The organism is Streptomyces paradoxus (assembly GCF_014202475.1).
Lineage (GTDB): Bacteria > Actinomycetota > Actinomycetes > Streptomycetales > Streptomycetaceae > Streptomyces > Streptomyces paradoxus.
Map to the genome: position 1 here is coordinate 94,191 of NZ_JACHGV010000012.1, position 24,182 is coordinate 118,372.

A 24,182-nucleotide genomic window follows, 5' to 3' on the forward strand; every position below is an offset into this window, starting at 1 on the left:
GATGCGGCGGTGGAGTCGGCACCGCATGTGACCTCTTCTGTCATCATTTGACCGTTTTCGTTCGCTTACGGGGTGTGACTCGGGCCACGCGGATTGGGCGTAACGCTCGTGGGAAGAACGCGATGACCTAAGAGGTGACAGCCGCGGAGGGAATACGGACGCCGTTCACGGCGCTGTGAATCTTCCCGGCCCCCGCCCGCGCCGTCGGCCCATCCCCAAGCCGGTGGTCGGCTCCTGTCCACTGTGGACGGGGCCGGAAGCCGTTTTCCAACGTTCCGAGAGGTTGTTCGTGTCGGCCAGCACATCCCGTACGCTCCCGCCGGAGATCGCCGAGTCCGTCTCTGTCATGGCGCTCATTGAGCGGGGAAAGGCTGAGGGGCAGATCGCCGGCGACGACGTGCGTCGGGCCTTCGAAGCTGACCAGATTCCGGCCACTCAGTGGAAGAACGTACTGCGCAGCCTCAACCAGATCCTCGAGGAAGAGGGTGTGACGCTGATGGTCAGTGCCGCAGAGCCCAAGCGCACCCGAAAGAGCGTCGCAGCGAAGAGTCCCGCCAAGCGCACCGCCACCAAGACGGTCGCGGCCAAGGCGGTGACCACCCGGAAGGCCACCGCCACCGCCACGCCGGCGGCGCCCGCCGCCGAGTCCGCCGTCGAGGAGGAGGCACCCGCCAAGAAGGCGGCTGCCAAGAAGACGACCGCCAAGAAGGCGGCCACGAAGAAGACCGTCGCCAAGAAGACGGCGGCCAAGAAGACCAGCGCCAAGAAGGACGACGCCGAGATTCTCGAGGAGGAGGTGCTCGAGGAGGCAGCCCCCGGCAAGGCCGGTGAGGAGCCCGAGGGCACCACCGAGAACGCGGGCTTCGTGCTCTCCGACGAGGACGAGGACGACGCGCCTGCCCAGCAGGTCGCCGCCGCCGGTGCCACAGCCGACCCGGTCAAGGACTACCTCAAGCAGATCGGCAAGGTTCCCCTGCTCAACGCCGAGCAGGAGGTCGAGCTCGCCAAGCGCATCGAGGCCGGGCTGTTCGCCGAGGACAAGCTGGCGAACGCCGACAAGCTGGCCCCGAAGCTCAAGCGCGAGCTGGAGATCATCGCCGAGGACGGCCGCCGCGCCAAGAACCACCTCCTGGAGGCCAACCTCCGTCTGGTGGTCTCTCTGGCCAAGCGCTACACCGGCCGCGGCATGCTGTTCCTGGACCTCATCCAGGAGGGCAACCTCGGTCTGATCCGCGCGGTCGAGAAGTTCGACTACACCAAGGGCTACAAGTTCTCCACGTACGCCACCTGGTGGATCCGTCAGGCGATCACCCGCGCGATGGCCGACCAGGCCCGCACCATCCGTATCCCGGTGCACATGGTCGAGGTCATCAACAAGCTCGCGCGTGTGCAGCGCCAGATGCTCCAGGACCTGGGCCGCGAGCCCACCCCGGAGGAGCTGGCCAAGGAGCTCGACATGACCCCCGAGAAGGTCATCGAGGTCCAGAAGTACGGCCGTGAGCCCATTTCGCTGCACACCCCGCTGGGCGAGGACGGCGACAGCGAGTTCGGTGACCTCATCGAGGACTCCGAGGCGGTCGTCCCGGCCGACGCGGTCAGCTTCACGCTCCTGCAGGAGCAGCTGCACTCCGTCCTGGACACCCTGTCCGAGCGTGAGGCGGGCGTCGTCTCGATGCGCTTCGGCCTCACCGACGGTCAGCCGAAGACCCTCGACGAGATCGGCAAGGTCTACGGCGTCACGCGTGAGCGGATCCGCCAGATCGAGTCCAAGACCATGTCGAAGCTGCGCCACCCGTCGCGTTCGCAGGTGCTGCGCGACTACCTCGACTGAGCGAGGGCGCACGACACGCAAGGCCCGGTTCCCCGAGGGGGGCCGGGCCTTCGCGGTGCCGCTTCTCCGCGGGTGCGGGGATTCACGGCGTGGATCACTCTGGGTGTCCCACGGACACCACTGAGTGAGGAGTGTGTATGCGTCGTCGACTGGCTCGAGCTCTGGTCCTGCCGCTGGTCCTGGCGGCCGCGGTGCCTGCCCTGTCGCTGGGCTCCAGCACCCCTGTGGCGGCTGACAGTGTGGTCATAGGCGGCTTTCCCGTCGAGGCGTCCCAGAGCCCGTGGACGGTGGCCCTGTCCAGTCGTGACCGGTTCGGGGGTACGCGTGCGGGGCAGTTCTGCGGGGGAGCGGTGGTCGGCCGCACCACCGTGCTCACCGCGGCCCACTGCCTGGACGAGGACGTCCTGGGCGGGCCGCCGGAGCGCGTACGGGACCTCAAGGTCATAGCCGGACGCACAGACCTGCTCGCGGGCCGCGACGGCGAGGAGATCGCCGTGCGTAATACATGGGTGAACCCGGCTTACGACGGTGTCAGCAACGCCGGGGACTTCGCCGTGCTCACCCTGGCCGAACCACTCCAGGACGGCTCGGTCATCAGCATGGCGGCAGACGGCGACCCCGCGTACGCGGCCGGTGGGACCGCGACGGTGTACGGATGGGGCGACACCTCGGGCGCCGGCGCATATCCGGACGGTCTGAGGGGGGCGCGCGTGCGGGTGCTTCCCGATGCGCTGTGCGAGAAGGCGTATCCGGGCGGCGTGGACGGCACCTACGACGCCGCGAGCATGCTGTGCGCCGGGGAGGCCGAGGGGGGCCGGGACGCCTGCCAGGGCGACAGCGGAGGGCCGCTGGTGGCCGAGGGGAGGTTGATCGGCCTCGTGTCCTGGGGGATCGGCTGTGGCCAGGCCGGCAACCCCGGCGTGTACACGCGGGTGTCCGACATCATGCGGACGCTCGGCTGGACACGGGCTGCGGCAGGTGTGTGAGGCGCCCGGCGGCGTCTGCACCGGCTGGGGGGACGTGAACGGGCGGCTGCCTCTGGTGACCAGGGGCAGCCGCCCGTCCACCGGCCTGTGCCGGGCTGGCTCGTCGTCGGACGCGAGGTCTCAGCGCTCTTCTTCGGAGGCGTTCGCGGGAGCGGACGTGAGTCGCTCCGTCTCGTCCTGTATCTCAGCGGCGATCTTCTTGAGTTCCGGCTCGAACTTGCGACCGTGGTGGGCGCAGAAGAGCAGTTCTCCGCCGCTGAGCAGGACCACGCGCAGGTACGCCTGGGCGCCGCAGCGGTCGCAGCGATCAGCGGCCGTCAGCGGGCTCGCGGGGGTCAGAACAGTAGTCACGTCGCCTCTTCTCTAGCTCGACGAGCTGTCGTACCAGGGTCAACATCCAACCAGCCCCAAAACGTTCCCGCTCGTGGCTTTTCCTCGAAAGAATCTTTGCGAGGCGGCTGTCTGCTGCCGGTTGGCGGCGAATGTGCCGTATTGCGTGTCTATGTGTCTTACGGGGCTTCGCGTCGTATCGGTGGTCGGTCCTCCCGGCTGGGTTGCCGGTTGTTCATGAGGACGTGCCCGGAGCCTAAATGGTTCATGCCTGGAAGGGAACGTGATGTGTACTTCACTCCATCGAGGGATCGAACATGCATGCGAGCGTGGACTAGTGTGAGTTTCCGACGAGGGTGGCGTTACAACGGCTCTACCAGGCCTCGGTACCCTCTCACCGGTGACCGAAGCCGCGCCCTTACCCACGAGGGCCCCATCTGAAATTCAGCGAGGAGCGAACCGCGTGACCGCCGAGACGTCCGTGCCGTCCACAGCTCTGCTGGCAGGAGCCGACCGGGACGGTTCCAACTACACCGCGCGGCACCTGCTCGTCCTCGAGGGGCTCGAGGCCGTGCGCAAGCGCCCGGGTATGTACATCGGGTCGACCGACAGCCGTGGCTTGATGCACTGCGTCTGGGAGATCATCGACAACTCCGTCGACGAGGCCCTGGGCGGGTACTGCGACCACATCGAGGTGATCCTCCAGGACGACGGCTCGGTCGAGGTCCGGGACAACGGCCGGGGCATCCCGATCGACGTCGAGCCCAAGACCGGCCTCTCCGGTGTCGAGGTCGTCATGACCAAACTGCACGCCGGCGGCAAGTTCGGCGGCGGCTCCTACGCCGCCTCCGGCGGTCTGCACGGCGTCGGCGCCTCGGTGGTGAACGCCCTGTCCGCCCGCCTCGACGTCGAGGTGGACCGAGGTGGGCACACCCACGCGATCAGCTTCCGGCGCGGTGTCCCCGGCGCCTTCGCGGGGAACGGCTCCGAGGCCAAGTTCGAGGCCAAGAGCGGCCTGCGCAAGGCAAAGAAGATCCCGAAGTCCCGCACCGGCACCCGCGTGCGGTACTGGGCCGATCGCCAGATCTTCCTCAAGGACGCCAAGCTCAACCTGGAGACGCTGCACCAGCGCGCCCGCCAGACCGCGTTCCTGGTGCCCGGCCTGACCATCGTCGTACGCGACGAGTACGGGCTCGGCGAGGGCGGAAGCAAGGGTGAGGAGTCCTTCCGCTTCGACGGCGGCATCAGCGAGTTCTGCGAGTACCTGGCGAACGACAAGCCGGTCTGCGACGTCCTCCGCTTCTCCGGGCAGGGCACCTTCAAGGAGACCGTCCCCGTCCTGGACGACCACGGCCAGATGACGCCCACCGAGGTCACCCGTGAGCTCGGTGTCGACGTCGCGCTGCGCTGGGGGACGGGTTACGACACGACCCTCCGGTCGTTCGTCAACATCATCGCCACGCCCAAGGGCGGCACCCACGTCGCGGGCTTCGAGCAGGCCGTGGCCAAGACGATGAACGAGGTGCTGCGCGCCAAGAAGCTCCTGCGCGTCGCCGAGGACGACATCGTCAAGGACGACGCCCTGGAGGGCCTGACCGCGGTCGTCACCGTGCGTCTCGCCGAGCCGCAGTTCGAGGGCCAGACCAAGGAGGTCCTCGGAACCTCGGCGGCCCGCCGCATCGTGAACAACGTCGTCACCAAGGAACTCAAGGCGTTCCTGACGTCCACCAAGCGGGATGCCGCCCAGCAGGCCCGGGTCGTGCTGGAGAAGGCCGTCGCCGCGGCGCGCACGCGTATCGCCGCCCGGCAGCACAAGGACGCCCAGCGCCGCAAGACGGCCCTGGAGTCCTCCTCGCTGCCCGCCAAGCTGGCCGACTGCCGCAGCGACGACGTGGACCGCAGCGAGCTGTTCATCGTTGAGGGCGACTCCGCGCTCGGTACCGCGAAGCTCGCCCGGAACTCCGAGTTCCAAGCGCTGCTGCCGATCCGCGGCAAGATCCTCAACGTCCAGAAGTCGTCCGTCACGGACATGCTCAAGAACGCGGAGTGCGGCGCGATCATCCAGGTCATAGGAGCCGGCTCGGGCCGGACCTTCGACATCGACACCGCCCGCTACGGCAAGATCATCATGATGACCGACGCCGACGTCGACGGCTCGCACATCCGCACCCTGCTGCTCACGCTGTTCCACCGCTACATGCGGCCCATGGTCGAGGCCGGCCGGGTCTTCGCGGCGGTGCCGCCGCTGCACCGCATCGAGATCGTCCAGCCGAAGAAGGGGCAGGACAAGTACGTCTACACGTACTCGGACCGTGAACTGCGTGACACGCTCATGGAGTTCCAGAGCAAGGGCATCCGCTACAAGGACTCGATCCAGCGCTACAAGGGCCTCGGTGAGATGGACGCCGACCAGCTGGCCGAGACGACGATGGACCCGCGCCACCGCACCCTGCGCCGGATCAATCTCTCCGACCTGGAGGCCGCCGAGCAGGTCTTCGATCTGCTCATGGGCAACGATGTGGCGCCGCGCAAGGAGTTCATCTCCAACTCGGCGGCGACGCTGGACCGGTCGCGGATCGACGCGTAGCCGACGCGCCGGGTTGTTGCCGGGTACGGCCGGGCTTCGCGCCCGGCCGGCAGCGGTCCGGCCTGCATGAGGTGGGGCGCCTTCGCCGACAGCCACGGGCACGGCTGGAAGACGGCTGCCGGCCTCGCGGGTGTGGCTCTCGCCGCGCTGCTCGCCGGGGAGTTCCTCCGGACCACGCTCCAGCACCGGCTGTGGCCGTCGCTGGCGTCGTTCGCGTCGCTTCAGGGCATCGCGGTCGCGGCACACGCGTCGGGGTTCTCGGTGGCGGCCCTCGTCCTGTGGTGCGGGTGCGCCGTCGCGGCACTGGAGCGGCTGCCACCGGCGGCTGCCTTCATCGCGGCGGGTGTGGCCCTGGACTCCTACGGGTCCGTCATCGACGCCGATCTGCTGACGACCATCGTCAACGGGGTAGGCATCGGCCTCGCCGGATACACCCTGTGCCTCGACGCCGAGGCCCGTGGCAGTGCTCAGAGGCTGCTCGCCCAGGAGCGGGCAGCGCGAGCGGCCGAGGCGGAGACGGCGGCACTCGCGGAGCGGGCCCGCATAGCGCGGGAGATCCACGACGTGCTGGCCCACTGCCTCTCGGCCCAGCTCGTGCACCTGGAGGCGGCCAGGCTGCTGATCGAGCGGGGCGGGGAACGGGACCAGATCCATGAACGCGTGGTGGCGGCGCGGGAGATGGCGCGCGACGGTCTCGCCGAGACCCGGCAGGCGCTCTCCGCCCTGCGTGGGGAGCTGACCCCGCTGGAGGACTTCCTGAGCGGGCTGGTGGGCACGGTCGGGTGCGCCGAGATCACCATCACGGGTGAACGCAGGGCGCTGCCCGCGGAGGCTGCCCAGGCCGTCCGCAGAGCGGCTCAGGAGACTCTGACGAACGTCCGCAAGCACGCACCGGGCGCCAAGGTGCGCCTCAGGCTCGACTACCGTCCGCGGGAAGTGACCCTGGACGTCCGGGACTCGGGCGGGTCGCCGGGGGATCTGACCGGGACGGGTGCCGCGTACGGTCTGCTGGGCATGCGGGAGCGTGCCGAGCTGCTGGGCGGTTCCCTCGAGGCCGGGCCGGGCGAGGAGGGGTTCGTGGTGACGTTGAAGGTGCCGGTATGACGCAGGAGGCCGAGGGGAAGCCCGCCCGGGTGGTGGTCGCGGACGACCAGACCGTGGTGCGGGAGGGCATCGTGATGCTGCTCGGACTGCTGCCCGGGATCGAGGTCGTCGGCGCCGCGGGAGACGGGGAGGAGGCCGTGGCGCTGGTCGCCGGGCTCGCCCCGGACGTGGTGCTGATGGATCTGCGCATGCCCCGCTGCGACGGAGTGGAGGCGACCCGCAGGATCCGCGCGGAGCACCCCGGGACGCAGGTCGTGGTGCTGACGACGTTCGCGGACGACGAGTTGCTGTTCCCTGCGCTGGCCGCGGGGGCGCGCGGCTGTCTGACCAAGGACGCCGGCGGGGACGAGATCGTGCGGGCGGTGCACAGCGTGCTGTCGGGTGACGCGGGCCTGTCACCGGGTGTTCAGAGGCGACTGCTTGAACGCCTGGCGGAGGCCGGGCCCGCACCGGCCGCACCTCCCGCGCCACCGGACGGGCTCACCGCCCGGGAGACGGAGGTGCTGCTCCTCATCGCCGAAGGGCTCAGCAACCCGGAGATCGCCCGGAGGCTGCACGTCTCCACGGCGACCGTGAAGACCCACATCAACAACCTCTTCACCAAGACCGGGCTCAAGGACCGTGCGCAGGCGGTGCGTTACGCCTACGGGAAGGGACTCGTGCGGCCACCAGCGGGTTAGTCACCTGATGGGGTGAAGTGGGAAGGGAAGAAGAGTCGGGGATCTTCCCGTTCTGTCCATCCTTGGGCATGCAGCCAAGCAAGGGCCGTCCCCGTGGCGGCGGGACCGGCCAGGAGAGCCGGGTCGAGCCTCTCGATGATCATGACCCGGTCCCGGCCGAGGAGGCCGGACGCCTCAGGTACGACGATCCCTGGTACGACGCCCTCGCCTCCGGCTGGGGCGAGTCGTCCGTCGACGGGGCGCAAGCCCAACCGATGGTTCCGTCGGCACGGACGGAGGGCGAGATGGGGGCCGCGGCGGCCGACGTGTACCTGGAAGTGCAGCGCAGTGCGGCCTTTCAGGAGGTGCGGCGGCGCTACCGCAAGTTCGTGGTGCCGGCGTCGGTGGCGTTCTTCGCCTGGTACGTGGGCTACGTCGTGACTGCCACGACGGTGCCGGAGCTGATGGCGCGGCCCGTGGCGGGAGCGGTGAACGTCGCGATGGTGGCGGGGCTAGGGCAGTTCCTGTCCACGTTCCTTCTCACCTGGGCCTACGCGCGGCACGCGCGGTTGCGCAGGGACCGAGCCGCCCTCGAAGTGCGGTGGGACACACAGGAACTGACACGTGGAATGAGCGGGAGTGGGTCGTGACGGGGGAACATCAGACGCTCGCACTGCTGCTCTTCAGCGTGTTCGTCGCGATCACGCTGGGGATCACCACCTGGGTCAGCCGCAACCGGCGTGGCTCGGCGGAGGAGTTCTACGCGGGCGGGCGGCTCTTCTCACCCATGGAGAATGGTTTTGCCATCGCGGGTGACTACATGTCGGCCGCCTCCTTCCTGGGGGTCACCGGGCTCATCGCGCTGTTCGGCTATGACGGGCTGCTGTACGTCGTGGGTTTCCTCGTGGCGTGGCTGGTGGTGCTGTTCCTGGTCGCCGAACTGGTCCGCAACTGCGGCCGCTTCACCCTCGCCGACGTCGTGGCGGCCCGGATGAGGGAGCGGCCGGTACGGATCGCGGCGGGAACCTCCTCGGTCACGGTGTCCGTTCTGTACCTGGTGGCGCAGATGGTCGGCGCCGGCAGCCTGGTGGCGCTGCTGCTCGGGGGCACGAGCGACGCGGCCCGTGCCTGGACCGTCATCGGTGTGGGCGCGCTCATGGTGATCTATGTGTCGCTGGGCGGGATGCGCGCCACCACATGGATCCAGATCGTCAAGGCCGTTCTGCTGCTCGGCGGCACCATCGCACTGACGGCGCTCGTCCTGATGCGCTTCCACGGCGACCTGAACCGGCTGCTGCTCACGGCAGCCGAGCGCAGTGGGCACGGCGCGGCGTTCCTGGCGCCGGGGCTGAAGTACGGCGGGGACTGGACCGCCCGCTTCGACTTCATCAGTCTGGGGCTGGCTCTGGTGCTGGGCACGGCAGGGCTGCCGCACATCCTGTCGCGCTTCTACACCGTGCCCACCGCGCGCGCCGCGCGCCGCTCGGTGGTCTGGGCCGTCGGGCTCATCGGCGGCTTCTATCTGATGACGATCGTGCTCGGGTTCGGTGCGGCCGCCATCCTGGGGCCGGACGCTGTGCGCGGTTCGAACGCGGCCGGGAACACGGCGGTTCCGCTGCTGGCGCTCGACCTGGGCGGTGGTGCGGGATCCACCGGGGGGACGGTCCTCTTCGCGATCGTCGCCGCGGTGGCCTTCGCCACGATTCTCGCCGTGGTCGCCGGTATCACGCTCGCGTCCTCGGCGTCCGTGGCCCACGACCTGTACGCGTCGCTGCGGCGCCGGGGCGGGAAACCGCGCAGCGAGGTGGCGGTGGCCCGTATCGCGGCCGTCGGCGTGGGTGCGGTGGCGATCGCGCTCGGTCTGCTGGCGCGGGACCTCAACGTGGCGTTCCTGGTGGGCCTGGCGTTCGCCGTCGCCGCCTCGGCGAACCTGCCGGTGCTGCTCTACTCGCTGTTCTGGCGCGGCTTCACCACACGGGGTGCCGTGTGGGCCGTCTACGGCGGTCTGGTCCCGGCCGTGGTGCTCGTGGTGCTCTCACCGGTGGTCTCGGGCAGCCCCGACTCGCTGTTCCCGGGCCTCGACCTCCAGTACTTCCCGCTGCAGAACCCGGGTCTGGTCTCGATCCCCCTCGGCTTCCTCGCGGGCTGGCTGGGCACGGTCACCTCGGCGGAGGTCCCGGACGAGGTCAAGCACGCGGAGACAGAGGTGCGGTCGCTGACGGGTGCGGGAGCGGCGTAGAGGCGGTCTGTCGATGCCGTGTTCGGGACGGCACCCATCACCGCGTCCTTGAGAACGCCGGCGGGGTGCCGCCTCAGCCGCGGGTCGCCCACACATAGCGGTGTTCAGGGCGGCCCGCGTCGCCGTACTTGAGGGTCAGCCTGGCCCGTCCCGTGCGTTCCAGGAGCTTCAGGTAGCGCTGGGCGGTCTGGCGGCTCACTCCGGTCCGCTCGGCGATCTCCTGGGCGGACAAGGGCCCGTCCGCGTGCATAAGGGACTGGCGGACCAGCTCCGCGGTGGTGGGGGAGTGCCCCTTGGGCAGGTCGGGTTCCGACGACGCCGACAGGGCCCCGAAGATGCGGTCCACCTCGGCCTGTTCGGCCTCTCCACCGCCGTCCAGGGTGCGGCGCAGCTCCGCGTAGGCCTCCAGCTTGGCGCGCAGGCCGGCGAAGGCGAACGGCTTGACCAGGTACTGCAGTGCGCCGTGCCGCATCGCCGCCTGCACGGTGGAGACGTCCCGGGCGGCCGTCACCATGATCACGTCGGTCTGGTCGCCGCGCCGCCGCATCTCCTGGACGACCTCGAGCCCCGTCGCGTCCGGCAGGTAGTGGTCCAGGAGCACCAGGTCCAGCCGGGGCAGCGTCTCCAGCCGGTGCAGTGCCTCCGCGGCGCTGTGGGCCTCTCCGGCGACATGGAAGCCCGGTACCTTCTCGACGTAGGCGGCGTTGACCCGCGCGACTCTCATGTCGTCGTCCACGACCAGGACCTCGATCATCACGACCCCTCCTCGGCGGTCCGCGGTGCGGACGGCACGGTCGATACGGCCGGTTCGGGACCCAGCCCGGCCAGCGCCTCGGGCAGGACGACGGTGAACTCCGCGCCTCCGCCGTGCGCCTCACCGACCGTAGCGCTGCCCCCCTGCCGCTCCGCCAGCCTGCGCACCAGGGAGAGTCCGATGCCCCGCTCGCGGTGAGCCGGCGGCTTCTTCGTGGACCATCCCGTGGTGAAGATCAACTCCCGGTGCTCCGGGGGGATTCCCGGCCCGGTGTCGCGCACCCTGAGGATCGCCGTACGGCCCTCGGCGCGCAGTTCGACCTCCACGCGCGCGTGTGGCTTGCCGGCGACGGCGTCGAGGGCGTTGTCCACCAGGTTCCCCACGACAGTGACGAGCCCCTGCGGGTCGACCAGCCGGTCGGGCAGCCGGGTCCGGTCCGACACTCCCAGGGCGACGCCCCGCTCGGCCGCGACGGTCGCCTTGCCGACCAGCAGGGCGGCGAGCAGCGGGTCCTCGATCCGCTCGGTGACCTGCTCAGCGGTGGCCCGGTGGTCACCGACCACCTCACCGACGAAATCGACGGCGTCGTCGTACATCTCCAGTTCGAGCAGCCCCAGAAGCGTGTGCATACGGTTGGCGTGCTCGTGGTCCTGGGCGCGCAGGGCGTCGATCAGACCGCGGGTGGAGTCCAGTTCGCGGCCCAGCTGCTCCAGCTCGGTGCGGTCGCGCAGGGTGGCCACGGCGCCGCCGTCATCGGTGGGCATGCGGTTGGCGACCAGCACCCGCTGGCCGCGCACGGTGAGCAGATCCGTTCCGGTGACACGTCCGGCCAGCACATCGGCCGTACGGCCCGTGCCGAGCGCTTCGTCGGGGGACCGGCCCACCACCGCTTCCCCGATGCCCAGCAGCCGCTGGGCCTCGTCGTTCACGAGACGGATGCGGCCGGTGCGGTCCAGGGCGACGACACCCTCGCGGATGCCGTGCAGCATCGCCTCGCGTTCCGACAGGAGCGCCGCGATGTCCGAGAAGGCCAGGTCCCTGGTCTGCCGGTGGACCCGCCGGGAGATGAGCCACGCCGCCAGCGCGCCCACGGCCAGGGCACCGCCGGCGTACGCGAACAGCCCAGGGATCGCGTGGATCAGCCGGGCCCGGACGCTGTCGTAGGCGATGCCGACCGAGACCGCGCCGACCACGGTGCCGTCGCTGTCGCGCAGCGGTACCTTGCCCCGGGCGGAGCGGCCCAGGGTGCCGCTGTCGATCTCCATGACCTCCTTCCCGGCCAGGGCCTGGCCGGGGTCGGTCGAGACGATGCCGCCGATCTGCTTCGGGTCCGTGTGCGACCAGCGCACGCCCCGCCAGTCCATCACCACGATGTACTCGGCCTTGGTGGCCTTCCGGATCCGCTCCGCCTCCCGCTGCACCGGGCCGTCCGGCGAGGGCGGCGTGTCACGCAGGTCGTCCGCGAGATCCGGCAGCTGCGCAGTCGTCTGCGCGATCGCGAGCGCGCGGCGCATGGCCTGGTCGTCGAGCTGGTTGCTGAGGGGTGCGAGGAACAGTCCGGTCGCGAGCACCGCGACTCCCGCGGCGATCGCCACCTGCATCAGCAGCACCTGCGAGAACACCCGCCGGGGCAGGCCGAGGCGCAGGCGGCGCGCGGGGGGAGTGGGGCTCATACCCAAGACCGTACGTGCGGCCTGCCGCCTTCCCTAGACGGGTGTGGCGTGGATCTCCAGATCAATGTGTACGGAGGCGGGAGCACTATGTGCACGTGGCGAGCCGGAGGGTCAGCTGGCCAGTGCCGTCGCCACCCTCACCTCGCGCACCTCCACCACGTCCATGCGTGCGGGGGAACCGAGGACGGACGCCCCGCAGCTCTCGGGGCGGGGCGGCAGGGCCGCGCCCTGGGCCACGTCGACCTGCCAGCGGCGTCCGTCGGCGTGGGCGACGGTCACCTCCCAGCGCGGGGCCGCCCCGGAGGTCCGGACGACACTCAGAGCCTGGGCATCGTATTCGCCGGTCCTGGTGCGCACGGCGAGCTCGGCGGCCTGACCGGGCCGTTCCCAGGCCGAGCTGCCCCGGCATCCCTCCACGACGATCCGCCCCTCACGGGCGCCCTGCAGGACCTCCTTGAGGGAATGTGCCTCCGCCCGGCCGTACGCGTATCCGTACGGCAGCACGAGCACCGTGGGGGAGAAGCGGTGGCCACCCAGATGGGTGACCTCCCAGACGCCCTCGACCCCCGACGTCGCCAGCTCGGCCGCGAGGGGCCGGCCCAGGAGGGCGCAGCAGCGGTCGCGCTTGCCGTTGGTGCAGACGAGGGCGAGCGGGTCACCGTCGTGCGGCCGGCCACCGAGCAGCGCGCCGAACGAGCGGTGGTCGCCCCGGCCCAGTGCGGCGAAGTCGAGATCGAGCAGCCTCCCAGGGTCCGCGGTCGAGGCGCTGTGCAGCCACACGTTTCCCGGGACGACGTGCGCGGCGTACACCCGGCGCGCGGCGGGCACGCGGCGGTCCGCGTGGCGCCCGGGGCGGCGGATGAGCGCGATCCGTACGCCCGTGTCCTTGGCGGCAGCCTCCAGGGCACGCCCCAGTGCGGGGTCCAGGTGGCTCGAGGTGAGCGCCTTGGCACCCCACGGACCGGGCTGTTCCAGCAACAGCCAGGTCCTCGCGGTGGCCGCGGTTCCCGAAACAGGCTCGGCGAAGTCCCGGGAGACGCTTGAGCACGTACTCACAGAGGTGAGCCTAACCTGACTTCGGTCCCGGCGGCTTTCGGGCCCCGCCTGCGCTACTCCGGCAGTGGCTGCGGCGGTTTCGGACCTGCGTAGAGACCACTCGGGCGCATCCGCAGCGGGCGCTCGCCGTACTCCTCCAGGGCGTGGGCGATCCAGCCCGCCGTCCGGGCCACGGAGAAGATCGTCTCGCCCGCGTTCGGGGCCATGCCGCAGGAGGCGGTGAGCACGGCCAGGGCCAGGTCCACGTTGGCGTGCAGGGGGGCGTGACGGGCGGTCGTCTCGACGATGTCGCGGGCCGCCAGGAGAGCGGGCTCCGCGCGCGGGATCTGCTCCAGGAGGGCGAACAGGGCACGCGCGCGTGGGTCCTCGCCAGGGTAGAGCCGGTGTCCGAGGCCCGGGATGCGGCGGCCGGCGCGCAGTTCGTCCGCGATCACGGGTGCCGCGTCGCCCTGGTCGAGCACGTCCTGCAGCAGCCGGTGGGCGAGCCCGCTGGCCGCGCCGTGCAGCGGGCCCTCGATCACGCCCAGCCCGGCGGAGACCGCCGCGTAGGCGTGGGCACGGGCGGACGCGGCGACGCGCACCGCGAGGGTGGATGCGGCCAGGTCGTGGTCGACGAGGAGGGCGAGGGCGGCGTCCAGCGCGCGCAGGGAGGCCTCGTCGGGGTCCTTGTGCACCGACAGCCGGGACCACAGGCGGTGGGCCAGGGGGCCCTCGTCGAGGCGTCGCCGGCCCGCCGGGGGCAGAGCGGCCACGAGCGTGGGGATGAGGGTGCGCGCGGTGCCGAGCACGGCGCCCTCGGAGAGGTCGAACCGCAGCGGATCGGCGGTCGCGGCGGCGATCGTCGCGACCCTCAACAGGTCGGCGGGGGCGGCGTGTTCGGGCAGTGCCTCGACGGCCCGGCGGGCGACGGCGACGGACGCCGGAGGTGCGGTGAACGTGGTGCCCCGGAGCATCCGGCCCGTCCACAGCCACTCGGCGACCTCCTCGTAGGTGTGCCGGGCGGCCAGGTCGACCGCGTCGACACCGCGGAAGAAGTAGCGGTCGCTCTCGATGAGCGTGATGCGGGTGCGGACGGACAGCTCGCCGCCGGAGCCGGAACCGCCGGGGCTCTCGCGCCTGTTGCGCCGCGCGAGGGCCTCGACCTCCCCGGCGTCGAAGGTGCTGCCCCGGCCGCCGCTCACCCGGCGGCTGCTGAGCTGGCCGCGGCTCACGTACGCGTACACGGTCTCCGGCTTCACGCCGAGCAGCTCGGCGGCCTCCTTGGTGCTGAGCCGCCGTTCGGTGTCCTGGGAGGCGGCTTCTCGATCGCGCATGGGGGTCACCGTATCCGTCTAGCGGATCATTGACTGTTATGTTGATTCAATCAATATTGACACGACTTCAGTCAATCATGGACAGTCGAATCAAGTCCAGGGAGGAAGTCATGTCCGTCAACAGGTCAGCAGCCACTCTTGTCGAAGCGCCTCGGGGGCTTGCCGGTGTCGTCGTCACCGACACCCGGATCGGCGATGTCCGCGGGATGGAGGGCTTCTACCACTACCGCCAGTACTCCGCCGTCGACCTGGCGCGGACCCGCGGCTTCGAGGACGTCTGGCACCTGCTCGTCCACGGCGAACTGCCGGACGCCGAGCGGAGGGCGGCCTTCGCGGCCGAGACCGCCGCGCTGCGGCGCCTGCCCGACGAGGTGCGAGCGGCGCTGCCGGCCATCGCCGCGGCCGGCGGGCGCTCCGGGCCGCTGGCCGGGATGCGGACCGCGCTGTCGCTGCTGGGTGCGGCGAAAGGGTTCCGCCCCGTCTACGACATCGACGCCGACCGGCGCCGGCAGGACACGATCGAGGCGGCCGCGGCCGTACCGACGCTGCTCACCGCGCTGCACCGGCTGGGGGAGGGGATGGAACCGGTGGAGCCGCGCGAGGACCTGTCCTACGCGGCGAATTACCTGTACATGCTGACCGGTTCGGTGCCGACCGAGCGGCATGCGCGGGCGATCGAGCAGTACCTGATCTCAACCATTGATCACGGATTCAATGCATCAACCTTCACGGCCCGGGTCATCGCGTCGACGGGCGCGGACGTGGCGGCATGTCTCGCCGGGGCGGTGGCGGCGCTGTCGGGTCCGCTGCACGGGGGCGCGCCCAGCCGGGCCCTGGACACCCTGGACGCGATCGGCACCCCGGACCGTATCGATCCCTGGGTGCGCCGGCGAGTGCTCGCCGGTGAGCGCATCATGGGGTTCGGGCACGCGATCTACCGCACGGAGGACCCGCGGTCCCGGATGCTGCGCGAGGTCGCCCAGGGGTTCGGCGGGCCGCGGGTGGACTTCGCCGTCGAGGTCGAGCATCACGTCGAGGCGATTCTGGCGGAGCTGAAGCCCGGCCGTGAGCTGCACACCAACGTGGAGTACTACGCGGGCGTGGTCATGGAACTCTGCGGCCTGCCTCGCGAGATGTTCACCCCCACCTTCGCCGCCGGCCGGGCGGTGGGCTGGAGCGCGAACATCCTGGAGCAGGCGGAGGACACGAAGATCATCAGGCCGGTGGCGCGGTATGTGGGGCCGGAGGCGCCGGCGCCTGTCCCCGTCTGAAGGCCCGCACCCGGCTACGAGGGGCTTGGCATGCCGCGCCCCTGAGTGTCGCGGATGGCCTGCTCGAAGATGCGGAAAAGGCGTCCCTCATGGCTGTCCGGTGAGAGGCCTTCCTTGGCGCCGCGGGAGGCCTCCCAGTAGCGCTGGAAGGAAGGACTTCTGAGAAGCGTGCGGGCGTACTCGAGCAACTCCCCTTCCGTCACGTCTCCCCATTCGTAGAAGAGGAGGTAATGGCCAAATGTGAGATTGGCAAACAGGTTCTGGCGCACTACTTCAGCCGTCTCGTCCGGGTAGTCATTCCACACGCTTGCCAAGGAGGGGTCCTCCATGGCCATCTGAGTCAGCTGAACGTGCAGAGCTCGGAGATCGGCTCGTGCACTGCGTCGCAGTTCCTCGCGGGAGGAGATGAGTTCCTGTCGCTGCAATGTCAATTCCTGACGCTGCAAGCGCAGTTCCCGCTGTTGGAACAGCAAGGTGATCACGAGAAGGAGAAGAGCAAGTCCCGAAAAGACGGCACTGATGCCCCCGAAGTAGTCACCGACAGCGCTGCGCTCAACCGCCTGGCGCCGCCCGCCGTTCACGTCCTCGACACCACTCAGTAGCCAGCCACTGATCACTATGGAACCGGCGCCGACGAGCGCTGCGCCCAGGAGACCTGCTGCACCCCACAGACCCATCCGCAACAGTGACCGGCTGAAGCGTCGGTGATCCATCCGCCCCCCAACATCTGCGTGATGCTTCCCCGTCGGAGGGATGGGAAACCGGTTCTTCTTCGGGTGACCGCCTGCGAACACGACCGGTGCACGCAGGCGGTCCGTTCCTCTGCGATGGCGAGCAGGCCGACTGTCCCTGCGAGCGAGATCAGGCGTCCGGGATGTCCGCCTTGGCGCGGACGAGTGTCTCCCGGGTAATGGACACGATCCGCTCGTGGTCGGCCCGCGAGGCATCGTTCGGAAGTTTGCTGTCGAGCGTGTCGGTGACGTCTGTCCCGATGACGGCGAAGTTTCCGTCTGCCAGTTCAAAGATGTCAGGGCAATTAGCGCCGGAGATGCTTCCTCGTTCACGGGGTGAAGCGCCGATCCGACGGATAATGTGCGTCACTGATTGTCCTTTAGAGCATGGGTGCATGGCGGAGTGCACAATTGTCGAAAGCTACGAGCGTTGCACGGTAGGGGGCTCGTCCTCGACGGAGCGAACGACGCTTGTGGCGTCGCCCGGGTGTCTGGCAGTAAAGCGCATTCAGTCACGGCCGGCGATGCGTCGGCACATTTTCCTCGGCCGATCATGCCGTGAAGGGTGATAACGAGGGGGACATGGGGTCGGCAACGTTTCATGCCCCAGCTCTCCTGTAGACCCACAACCCACCACTCGTCGATGTCCGCCTCCTCCAGTTGCACGAGGATCGGCCCGGCCTCGTCGGAGGCTCAGCAACTCCCGGTCCAGGAGGCGCCGTTGCAGGAGGTTGGTCTGCCCGGCCTCCTTCAGGTGCTGCTGACCATCGTTCACTTCGGTGTGGATCTCCCGGCTCGTATCCTGGGGCGGCATCCCCATTTCCCACGTGTGCCGGGAACGCGAGCCGGTGCACGCGTCGGCGCGAGAGAGGTCGCACGGTGAGTCAGCCGAGCCCGAAGACGCAGCAGATCCCGGTCGTCGTCCTGGCCGGATTCCTCGGCTCGGGGAAGACCACCCTGCTCAACCACCTCCTGCACCGCAGCGGCGGCAGCCGTATCGGCGCCATCGTCAACGACTTCGGGGCGATCGAGATCGACGCGATGGCCGTGGCGGGAGCCCTCGGCGACTCGACGGTCTCCCTCGGCAACGGCTGTCTGTGCTGTGCCGTCGACGCAAGCGAACTGGACCAGTACCTGGAGCGGCTCGCGGAGCCCTCCCTCGGCATCGACGTCATCGTCATCGAGGCCAGCGGTCTCGCCGAGCCGCAGGAACTCGTGCGGATGCTGCTGGCCAGCGAGCATCCCGGAGTCGTGTACGGAGGGCTCGTCGAGGTCGTCGACGCCGTCGAGTTCGACGACACCCGTGCCAGGCATCCCGAGATCGACCGGCATCTCGCACTGGCCGACCTCGTCGTCGTCAACAAGCTCGACCGGGCGGCGGACGGAGAACGCGTCCTCGGGCTGGTCCGGTCACTCGTCGACCGCGCAGCCGTCGTGCCGGCCACCTACGGCCGGATCGACCCCGAGTTCCTCTTCGACTGCCGTCCGGGCGAGGAGCGCATCGGGCAGCTCTCCTTCGACGACCTGCACGAGCACGGCGGGGACGACGACGGCCACGCCGGCCACCTGCACGCCGCCTACGACAGCCTGTCGTTCGCCTCCCGGGAGCCCCTCGACCCGCGCCGGCTGATGACGTTCCTCGACAGCAGGCCCGAGGGGCTGTACCGGATCAAGGGCTACGTCGACTTCGGGCCGTACGACGTCCGCAACCGCTACGCCGTCCACGCCGTCGGGCGGTTCCTGCGCTTCTACCCGGAGCCCTGGCCGGGCGGCGGCGAACGCCTCACCCAGCTGGTCCTCATCGGCTCCGGGATCGACGCCCCCGCCCTCGGCAAGGAGCTGGAGGCGTGCGGGAGCGAGGCCCCACACGCCGACGAGCACGGCATGTGGGGCGTCCTGCGGTACGTGCGCGATCCCGAGGCGGATCTCGCGGACCCGGCCTAGACCGGCCCGGCCACCACGGCCACCGTCTTCGCCAGGGACACTCCCGAGCCGTCGCGGCGCGGGTCGATGTCCGGGAGGTCGGCCGGGGTGCCGTTCTTCTGCGCCGCGAGGGCGGGGACGGGACCCGCCCAGGCCAGGGACAGGCAGTCCTCGCCCTTCAGGAACCGCTGGCAGCGGACGCCGCCGGTGGCGCGGCCCTTGCGCGGGTACTGGTCGAACGGGGTCAGCTTGGCCGTCGTCTGGACGGAGTCGTCCAGCGTGCCCCGCGAGCCCGCGACGGTGAAGACCACGGCGTCCACCGCCGGGTCCACCGCGGTGAAGGAGATGACCTTCGCGCCCTCGGCGAGCTTGATGCCGGCCACACCGCCGGCCGGGCGGCCCTGCGCTCGGACCTGGGACGCCTGGAAGCGCAGCAGCTGCGCGTCGTCGGTGACGAAGACCAGGTCCTCCTCGCCGGTGCGCAGCTCGACCGCGCCGACGATCCGGTCGCCCTCCTTGAGGGTGATCACCTCGAGCTCGTCCTTGTTGGCCGGGTAGTCCGGCACCACGCGCTTGACGACACCCTGTGCCGTGCCGAGCGCCAGTCCCGGCGACGACTCGTCGAGCGTGGTCAGGCAGACCACCGTCTCGTCGTCCTCCAGGGAGACGAACTCCGCCAGCGGCGCGCCCCCCGCGAGGTTCGGTGCCGTCAGCGACTCCGGAAGCTGGGGCAGGTCGATCACGTTCAGCCGCAGCAGCCTGCCCGCCGAGGTGACCACGCCCACCTCGCCGCGGGCGGTGGCCGGCACCGCCGAGACGATCACGTCGTGCTTCACGCGCTGGGCACCGGCGTCCTCCGCGAACGGCTCGCCGTTCGCGGTACGGGCCAGCAGACCCGTCGAGGACAGCAGCACCCGGCAGGGGTCGTCGGCCACCTGCAGCGGCACCGCGGAGACCGGGGCACCGCCCGACTCCAGCAGGACCGTACGCCGGTCGGTGCCGAACTTCTTGGCGACCGTGGCCAGTTCGGAGGAGACCAGCTTGCGCAGCTCCGCGTCCGAGTCGAGGATCCGGGTCAGCTCCTCGATCTCCGCGTTGAGCCGGTCCTTCTCCGACTCCAGCTCGATCCGGTCGTACTTGGTCAGACGGCGCAGCGGCGTGTCGAGGATGTACTGCGTCTGCACCTCGCTCAGCGAGAACTGCTCCATCAGGCGCTGCTTGGCCTGCGCGGAGTTCTCGCTGGAGCGGATCAGGCGGATGACCTCGTCGATGTCCAGCAGAGCCGTCAGCAGGCCCTCGACCAGGTGCAGCCGGTCGCGCTTCTTGCCGCGGCGGAACTCCGAGCGCCGCCGGACGACGTTGAAGCGGTGGTCGAGGTAGACCTCCAGGAGCTCCTTGAGACCCAGGGTGAGCGGCTGGCCGTCGACCAGGGCCACGTTGTTGATGCCGAAGGACTCCTCCATAGGCGTCAGCTTGTAGAGCTGCTCCAGGACGGCCTCCGGCACGAAGCCGTTCTTGATCTCGATGACCAGGCGCAGGCCGTGCTCGCGGTCGGTCAGGTCCTTGACGTCGGCGATGCCCTGGAGCTTCTTCGAACCGACCAGGTCCTTGATCTTGGCGATGACCTTCTCGGGGCCGACGGTGAAGGGCAGCTCCGTGACCACGAGTCCCTTGCGGCGGGCCGTCACGGGTTCCACCGAGACCGTCGCCCGGATCTTGAACGTGCCGCGGCCGGACTCGTAGGCGTCCCGGATGCCGGACAGGCCGACGATGCGGCCGCCGGTGGGCAGGTCGGGGCCCGGGACGTGCTTCATGAGGGCGTCGAGATCGGCGTTCGGGTACCTGATCAGGTGGCGGGCGGCGGCGATGACCTCGCGCAGGTTGTGCGGCGCCATGTTCGTCGCCATGCCGACCGCGATCCCCGAGGCGCCGTTGACCAGGAGGTTCGGGAAGGCGGCGGGCAAGGCCACCGGTTCCTGCTCCTGACCGTCGTAGTTGGGGTTGAAGTCGACGGTGTCCTCGTCGATCGACTCCGTCATCAGGCTCGTCGCCTCGGCCATCCGGCACTCGGTGTACCGCATGGCCGCCGGCGGGTCGTCGTTGCCCAGCGAGCCGAAGTTGCCGTGGCCGTCGACCAGGGGGACCCGCATCGAGAACGGCTGGGCCATGCGCACGAGGGCGTCGTAGATCGACGCGTCGCCGTGCGGGTGCAGCTTGCCCATCACCTCGCCGACGACACGGGCGCACTTGACGTACCCGCGCTCGGGGCGCAGGCCCATCTCGCTCATCTGGTACACGATGCGGCGGTGCACGGGCTTGAGACCGTCGCGCGCGTCAGGCAGAGCCCGGGAGTAGATGACCGAGTACGCGTACTCGAGGAAGGAGCCCTGCATCTCGTCGACGACGTCGATGTCGAGGATCCGCTCCTCGTACGAGTCGTCGGGCGGCGTCTTCGTGCTGCGGCGGGCCATCGCTGCCGGCTCCTCCTGTTACTGGTCGCTCGCCTACGGGGCTTTCCTGCCGGTGAGGAGACGTCGACCGTGCCCAGCCCTTCGGGCCCTGCGCGCGCTCGCCCACTCGTCACCGGCCGCCCCTGCGGCTCGCTCATGCTGCTGCGATCCGGATCTGACGCCGACCATTGTGGACCGCCGCACTGACAAGCGGGACCAGGGCCCGGTCTCCGACGCCCGCCGGACCCTCCCGGGCCCGGCGACGGCGGTCGCCCGTGCTCGCTCTCGGCGTACGCCGCCCGGGAACTTCACCGGGGCTTCGCACGCTTGCATACAGTGGCAGGACCGGCAGGAATCCGCGGTTGTGAAGACCGCTCCGCGATCGAAGGGACGTACATGCCCATGGGTCACACGGCCACAGCCCAGGCAGGCTCCGGGGGCCTGACAGCGACCGAGCACCGCCTGGCCAACGGCCTGCGCGTGGTGCTCTCCGAGGACCACCTGACCCCGGTCGCGGCGGTGTGCCTCTGGTACGACGTCGGCTCGCGCCACGAAGTCAAGGGGCGCACCGGCCTGGCTCACCTTTTCGAGCACTTGATGTTCCAGGGTTCCGCCCAGGTCAAGGGCAACGGCCACTTCGAGCTGGTCCAGGGCGCGGGCGGCTCGCTGAACGGCACGACCAGCTTCGAGCGGACCAACTACTTCGAGACCATGCCCGCCCACGAGCTGGAGCTCGCGCTCTGGCTGGAGGCCGACCGCATGGGCTCGCTGCTGGCCGCTCTCGACGACGAGTCGATGGAGAACCAGCGGGACGTCGTCAAGAACGAGCGCCGCCAGCGCTACGACAACGTTCCCTACGGCACCGCCTTCGAGAAGCTGACCGCCCTCGCCTACCCGGAGGGCCACCCCTACCACCACACCCCGATCGGCTCCATGGCCGACCTGGACGCGGCGACCCTGGAGGACGCGCGCGCGTTCTTCCGCACCTACTACGCGCCGAACAACGCCGTGCTCTCCGTGGTCGGCGACATCGACCCGGAGCAGACCCTCGCCTGGGTGGAGAAGTACTTCGGCTCCATCCCCGGTCACGACGGCAAGCCCGCCCCGCGCGACGGCTCGCTGCCGGAGACCATCGGCGAGCAGCTGCGCGAGGTCGTCGAGGAGGAGGTCCCGGCGCGCGCCCTGATGGCCGCCTACCGGCTGCCGCACGACGGCACGCGCGCGTGCGACGCGGCCGACCTGGCCCTCACTGTCCTCGGCGGCGGCGAGTCCTCCCGCCTCTACAACCGGCTGGTGCGGCGCGACCGTACGGCCGTGGCGGCCGGCTTCGGCCTGCTGCGGCTCGCCGGGGCGCCCTCCCTGGGCTGGCTGGACGTGAAGACGTCCGGTGACGTGGAGGTCCCGGTCATCGAGACCGCCATCGACGAGGAGCTCGCCCGGTTCGCCGAGGAGGGCCCCACGGCCGAGGAGATGGAGCGCGCCCAGGCCCAGCTGGAGCGCGAGTGGCTGGACCGGCTCGGCACGGTCGCCGGCCGCGCCGACGAACTGTGCCGGTACGCCGTGCTGTTCGGCGACCCGCAGCTCGCCCTGACCGCCGTCCAGCGTGTGCTGGAGATCACGGCGGAGGAGGTCCAGGAGGTCGCCAAGGCCCGCCTGCGGCCCGACAACCGCGCGGTGCTCGTCTATGAGCCGACCGCCCCCGAAGCCCCCGCCGACCAGGACGAGAACGAGGAGGCGGCCCGGTGACCGAGCTCGCCACGATGGACTTCCACCCCCGGCCGCAGTCGGGCGACGCCAAGCCCTGGGCCTTCCCCGCCCCCGAGCGCGGCACGCTCGACAACGGCCTGACGGTGCTGCGCTGCCACCGCCCCGGCCAGCAGGTCGTCGCCGTGGAGGTGCTGCTGGACGCCCCCCTGGACGCCGAGCCGGCCGGTCTCGACGGTGTGGCCACGATCATGGCCCGGGCCTTCTCCGAGGGCACCGACAAGCACTCCGCCGAGGAGTTCGCCGCCGAGCTGGAGCGCGCTGGCGCCACCCTCGACGCGCACGCCGACCACCCCGGCGTCCGGCTCAGCCTGGAGGTGCCGGCCTCCCGGCTCGCCAAGGGCCTGAACCTGATCGCCGACGCCCTCAGGGCGCCCGCGTTCGCCGACAGCGAGGTCGAGCGGCTGGTCAACAACCGCCTCGACGAGATCCCGCACGAACTGGCCAACCCCTCCCGCCGCGCCGCCAAGGAGCTCTCCAAGGAGCTGTTCCCGTCGGACGCCCGCATGTCGCGGCCCCGGCAGGGCACCGAGGAGACGGTCGCCGCGATCGACTCCGCGGCCGTCCGCGGCTTCTACGAGAAGCACGTCCGCCCCGCCACGGCCACCGCCGTGGTCGTCGGCGACCTCACCGGCATCGACCTCGACGCCCTGCTCGGGGACACCCTGGGCGCCTGGACGGGCTCCTCGGCCGAGCCGCGGCCCGTGCCGCCGGTGACCGCCGACGACACCGGACGGGTCGTCATCGTGGACCGCCCGGGTGCCGTCCAGACGCAGCTGCTGATCGGCCGGGTCGGCCCGGACCGGCACGACCGCGTGTGGCCCGCGCAGGTGCTCGGCACGTACTGCCTCGGCGGGACCCTCACCTCCCGCCTGGACCGCGTGCTGCGCGAGGAGAAGGGCTACACCTACGGCGTACGGGCGTTCGGCCAGGTCCTCAGGTCCGCCCCCGACGGCACGGGCGCCGCGATGCTCGCCATCAGCGGTTCCGTCGACACCCCCAACACCGGCCCCGCTCTGGAGGACCTCTGGACGGTGCTGCGCACCCTCGCCGCCGGGGGACTGACCGACGCCGAGCGGGACGTCGCCGTGCAGAACCTGGTCGGTGTGGCTCCGCTGAAGTACGAGACGGCCGCGGCGGTCGCGAGCACGCTGGCCGACCAGGTCGAGCAGCACCTGCCCGACGACTACCAGGCCACGCTGTACCGTCAGCTCGCCGCGACCGGCACCGTGGAGGCCACCGCGGCGGCCGTGAACGCCTTCCCCGTGGACCGTCTGGTGACCGTCCTCGTCGGCGACGCGGCGCAGATCAAGGCGCCCGTCGAGGCCCTGTGCATCGGCGAAGTCAGCGTCGTCGCCGCCGAGTAGCGGCAGGCGCGCGGAGGAGCCCTGGTTGTCTTCCAAGGCACCAGGGCTCCTTTATGCCCGAATTGGTACGGAGGTTGCCTGTCTGCCCTGTGGGATGCGCTACAAACACCTGGATTCGTTTGGGAATTGAAAGTGGCGCCGCTT

At 70.3% G+C, this 24,182-nt stretch carries 19 protein-coding genes; 11 read left to right on the forward strand and 8 right to left on the reverse strand.

Features of this window, described 5'->3' with window-relative positions; genetic code table 11:
* The first annotated feature begins 289 nt into the window (after positions 1-289).
* The gene (locus tag HNR57_RS31845) at positions 290-1,831 is read left to right on the forward strand and encodes an RNA polymerase sigma factor (protein ID WP_184565531.1); all 1,542 of its coding nucleotides are present in this window, start codon (positions 290-292) and stop codon (positions 1,829-1,831) included.
* Positions 1,832-1,968: 137 nt separating this feature from the next.
* Complete coding sequence (locus HNR57_RS31850) at positions 1,969-2,817, forward strand: S1 family serine peptidase (protein ID WP_184565534.1); 849 nt, start codon at positions 1,969-1,971, stop codon at positions 2,815-2,817.
* Positions 2,818-2,937: 120 nt separating this feature from the next.
* On the opposite strand, the gene HNR57_RS31855 is transcribed toward HNR57_RS31850, so the two are convergent.
* Positions 2,938-3,168, reverse strand: coding sequence for a DUF7455 domain-containing protein (locus tag HNR57_RS31855; protein ID WP_031103326.1), 231 nt, complete (start codon positions 3,166-3,168; stop codon positions 2,938-2,940).
* Between the two features lie 442 nt (positions 3,169-3,610).
* Here HNR57_RS31855 and HNR57_RS31860 point away from each other — a divergent pair, with 442 nt between their 5' ends.
* From HNR57_RS31860 to HNR57_RS31880, 5 genes are all read left to right on the forward strand, one after another.
* Complete coding sequence (locus HNR57_RS31860; protein ID WP_184565536.1) at positions 3,611-5,734, forward strand: DNA gyrase/topoisomerase IV subunit B; 2,124 nt, start codon at positions 3,611-3,613, stop codon at positions 5,732-5,734.
* Positions 5,735-5,800: 66 nt separating this feature from the next.
* Positions 5,801-6,838, forward strand: coding sequence for a sensor histidine kinase (locus HNR57_RS31865; RefSeq protein ID WP_184565538.1), 1,038 nt, complete (start codon positions 5,801-5,803; stop codon positions 6,836-6,838).
* On the forward strand, positions 6,835-7,518 hold the full coding sequence (locus HNR57_RS31870; protein WP_184565540.1) for a response regulator transcription factor: 684 nt from the start codon (positions 6,835-6,837) through the stop codon (positions 7,516-7,518). The genes HNR57_RS31865 and HNR57_RS31870 overlap by 4 nt, the downstream gene beginning before the upstream one ends.
* Positions 7,519-7,586: 68 nt before the next feature.
* Positions 7,587-8,147 carry a DUF485 domain-containing protein gene (locus tag HNR57_RS31875; RefSeq protein ID WP_184565542.1) on the forward strand — a complete coding sequence of 187 codons (561 nt, stop codon included), beginning with the start codon at positions 7,587-7,589 and terminating at the stop codon, positions 8,145-8,147.
* Entirely contained in the window at positions 8,144-9,736 is a 1,593-nt protein-coding gene (locus HNR57_RS31880) for a monocarboxylic acid transporter (RefSeq protein WP_184565544.1), read from the forward strand. The genes HNR57_RS31875 and HNR57_RS31880 overlap by 4 nt, the downstream gene beginning before the upstream one ends.
* A gap of 73 nt (positions 9,737-9,809) precedes the next feature.
* Here HNR57_RS31880 and HNR57_RS31885 read toward each other — a convergent pair whose 3' ends face one another.
* The 4 genes from HNR57_RS31885 to HNR57_RS31900 form a co-directional block, all read right to left on the reverse strand.
* Positions 9,810-10,490: a response regulator gene (locus tag HNR57_RS31885; RefSeq protein ID WP_184565677.1), complete on the reverse strand. Its 681-nt coding sequence runs from the start codon at positions 10,488-10,490 to the stop codon at positions 9,810-9,812.
* Positions 10,490-12,163 (reverse strand): ATP-binding protein, encoded by a 1,674-nt coding sequence (locus HNR57_RS31890; RefSeq protein WP_184565546.1) that lies wholly within the window; start codon positions 12,161-12,163, stop codon positions 10,490-10,492. The genes HNR57_RS31885 and HNR57_RS31890 overlap by 1 nt, the downstream gene beginning before the upstream one ends.
* A 111-nt stretch (positions 12,164-12,274) precedes the next feature.
* Positions 12,275-13,219: a ferredoxin family protein gene (locus tag HNR57_RS31895; RefSeq protein ID WP_184565548.1), complete on the reverse strand. Its 945-nt coding sequence runs from the start codon at positions 13,217-13,219 to the stop codon at positions 12,275-12,277.
* Between the two features lie 53 nt (positions 13,220-13,272).
* The gene (locus tag HNR57_RS31900; RefSeq protein ID WP_184565550.1) at positions 13,273-14,532 is read right to left on the reverse strand and encodes a citrate synthase; all 1,260 of its coding nucleotides are present in this window, start codon (positions 14,530-14,532) and stop codon (positions 13,273-13,275) included.
* Positions 14,533-14,642: 110 nt separating this feature from the next.
* On the opposite strand from HNR57_RS31900, the gene HNR57_RS31905 reads away from it, so the two are divergent.
* On the forward strand, positions 14,643-15,803 hold the full coding sequence (locus HNR57_RS31905; RefSeq protein WP_184565552.1) for a citrate synthase: 1,161 nt from the start codon (positions 14,643-14,645) through the stop codon (positions 15,801-15,803).
* 14 nt (positions 15,804-15,817) lie between these two features.
* Here HNR57_RS31905 and HNR57_RS31910 read toward each other — a convergent pair whose 3' ends face one another.
* Together HNR57_RS31910 and HNR57_RS31915 are read right to left on the reverse strand one after the other, a co-directional pair.
* A complete protein-coding gene (locus tag HNR57_RS31910; RefSeq protein ID WP_246555141.1) occupies positions 15,818-16,516 on the reverse strand; it encodes a DUF6082 family protein in 699 nt (232 codons plus the stop codon).
* 148 nt (positions 16,517-16,664) lie between these two features.
* The gene (locus HNR57_RS31915) at positions 16,665-16,904 is read right to left on the reverse strand and encodes a hypothetical protein (protein WP_313675331.1); all 240 of its coding nucleotides are present in this window, start codon (positions 16,902-16,904) and stop codon (positions 16,665-16,667) included.
* 509 nt (positions 16,905-17,413) lie between these two features.
* On the opposite strand from HNR57_RS31915, the gene HNR57_RS31920 reads away from it, so the two are divergent.
* Entirely contained in the window at positions 17,414-18,478 is a 1,065-nt protein-coding gene (locus tag HNR57_RS31920) for a CobW family GTP-binding protein (RefSeq protein ID WP_184565554.1), read from the forward strand.
* Here HNR57_RS31920 and HNR57_RS31925 read toward each other — a convergent pair.
* Complete coding sequence (locus tag HNR57_RS31925; RefSeq protein WP_184565556.1) at positions 18,475-20,928, reverse strand: DNA gyrase/topoisomerase IV subunit A; 2,454 nt, start codon at positions 20,926-20,928, stop codon at positions 18,475-18,477. The genes HNR57_RS31920 and HNR57_RS31925 overlap by 4 nt on opposite strands.
* A 381-nt stretch (positions 20,929-21,309) precedes the next feature.
* Between HNR57_RS31925 and HNR57_RS31930 the strand changes: the two genes are divergently transcribed.
* Both HNR57_RS31930 and HNR57_RS31935 read left to right on the forward strand, forming a co-directional pair.
* The gene (locus HNR57_RS31930; RefSeq protein WP_184565683.1) at positions 21,310-22,653 is read left to right on the forward strand and encodes a M16 family metallopeptidase; all 1,344 of its coding nucleotides are present in this window, start codon (positions 21,310-21,312) and stop codon (positions 22,651-22,653) included.
* Positions 22,650-24,038 (forward strand): M16 family metallopeptidase, encoded by a 1,389-nt coding sequence (locus tag HNR57_RS31935; protein ID WP_184565558.1) that lies wholly within the window; start codon positions 22,650-22,652, stop codon positions 24,036-24,038. The genes HNR57_RS31930 and HNR57_RS31935 overlap by 4 nt, the downstream gene beginning before the upstream one ends.
* Positions 24,039-24,182 lie beyond the last annotated feature (144 nt).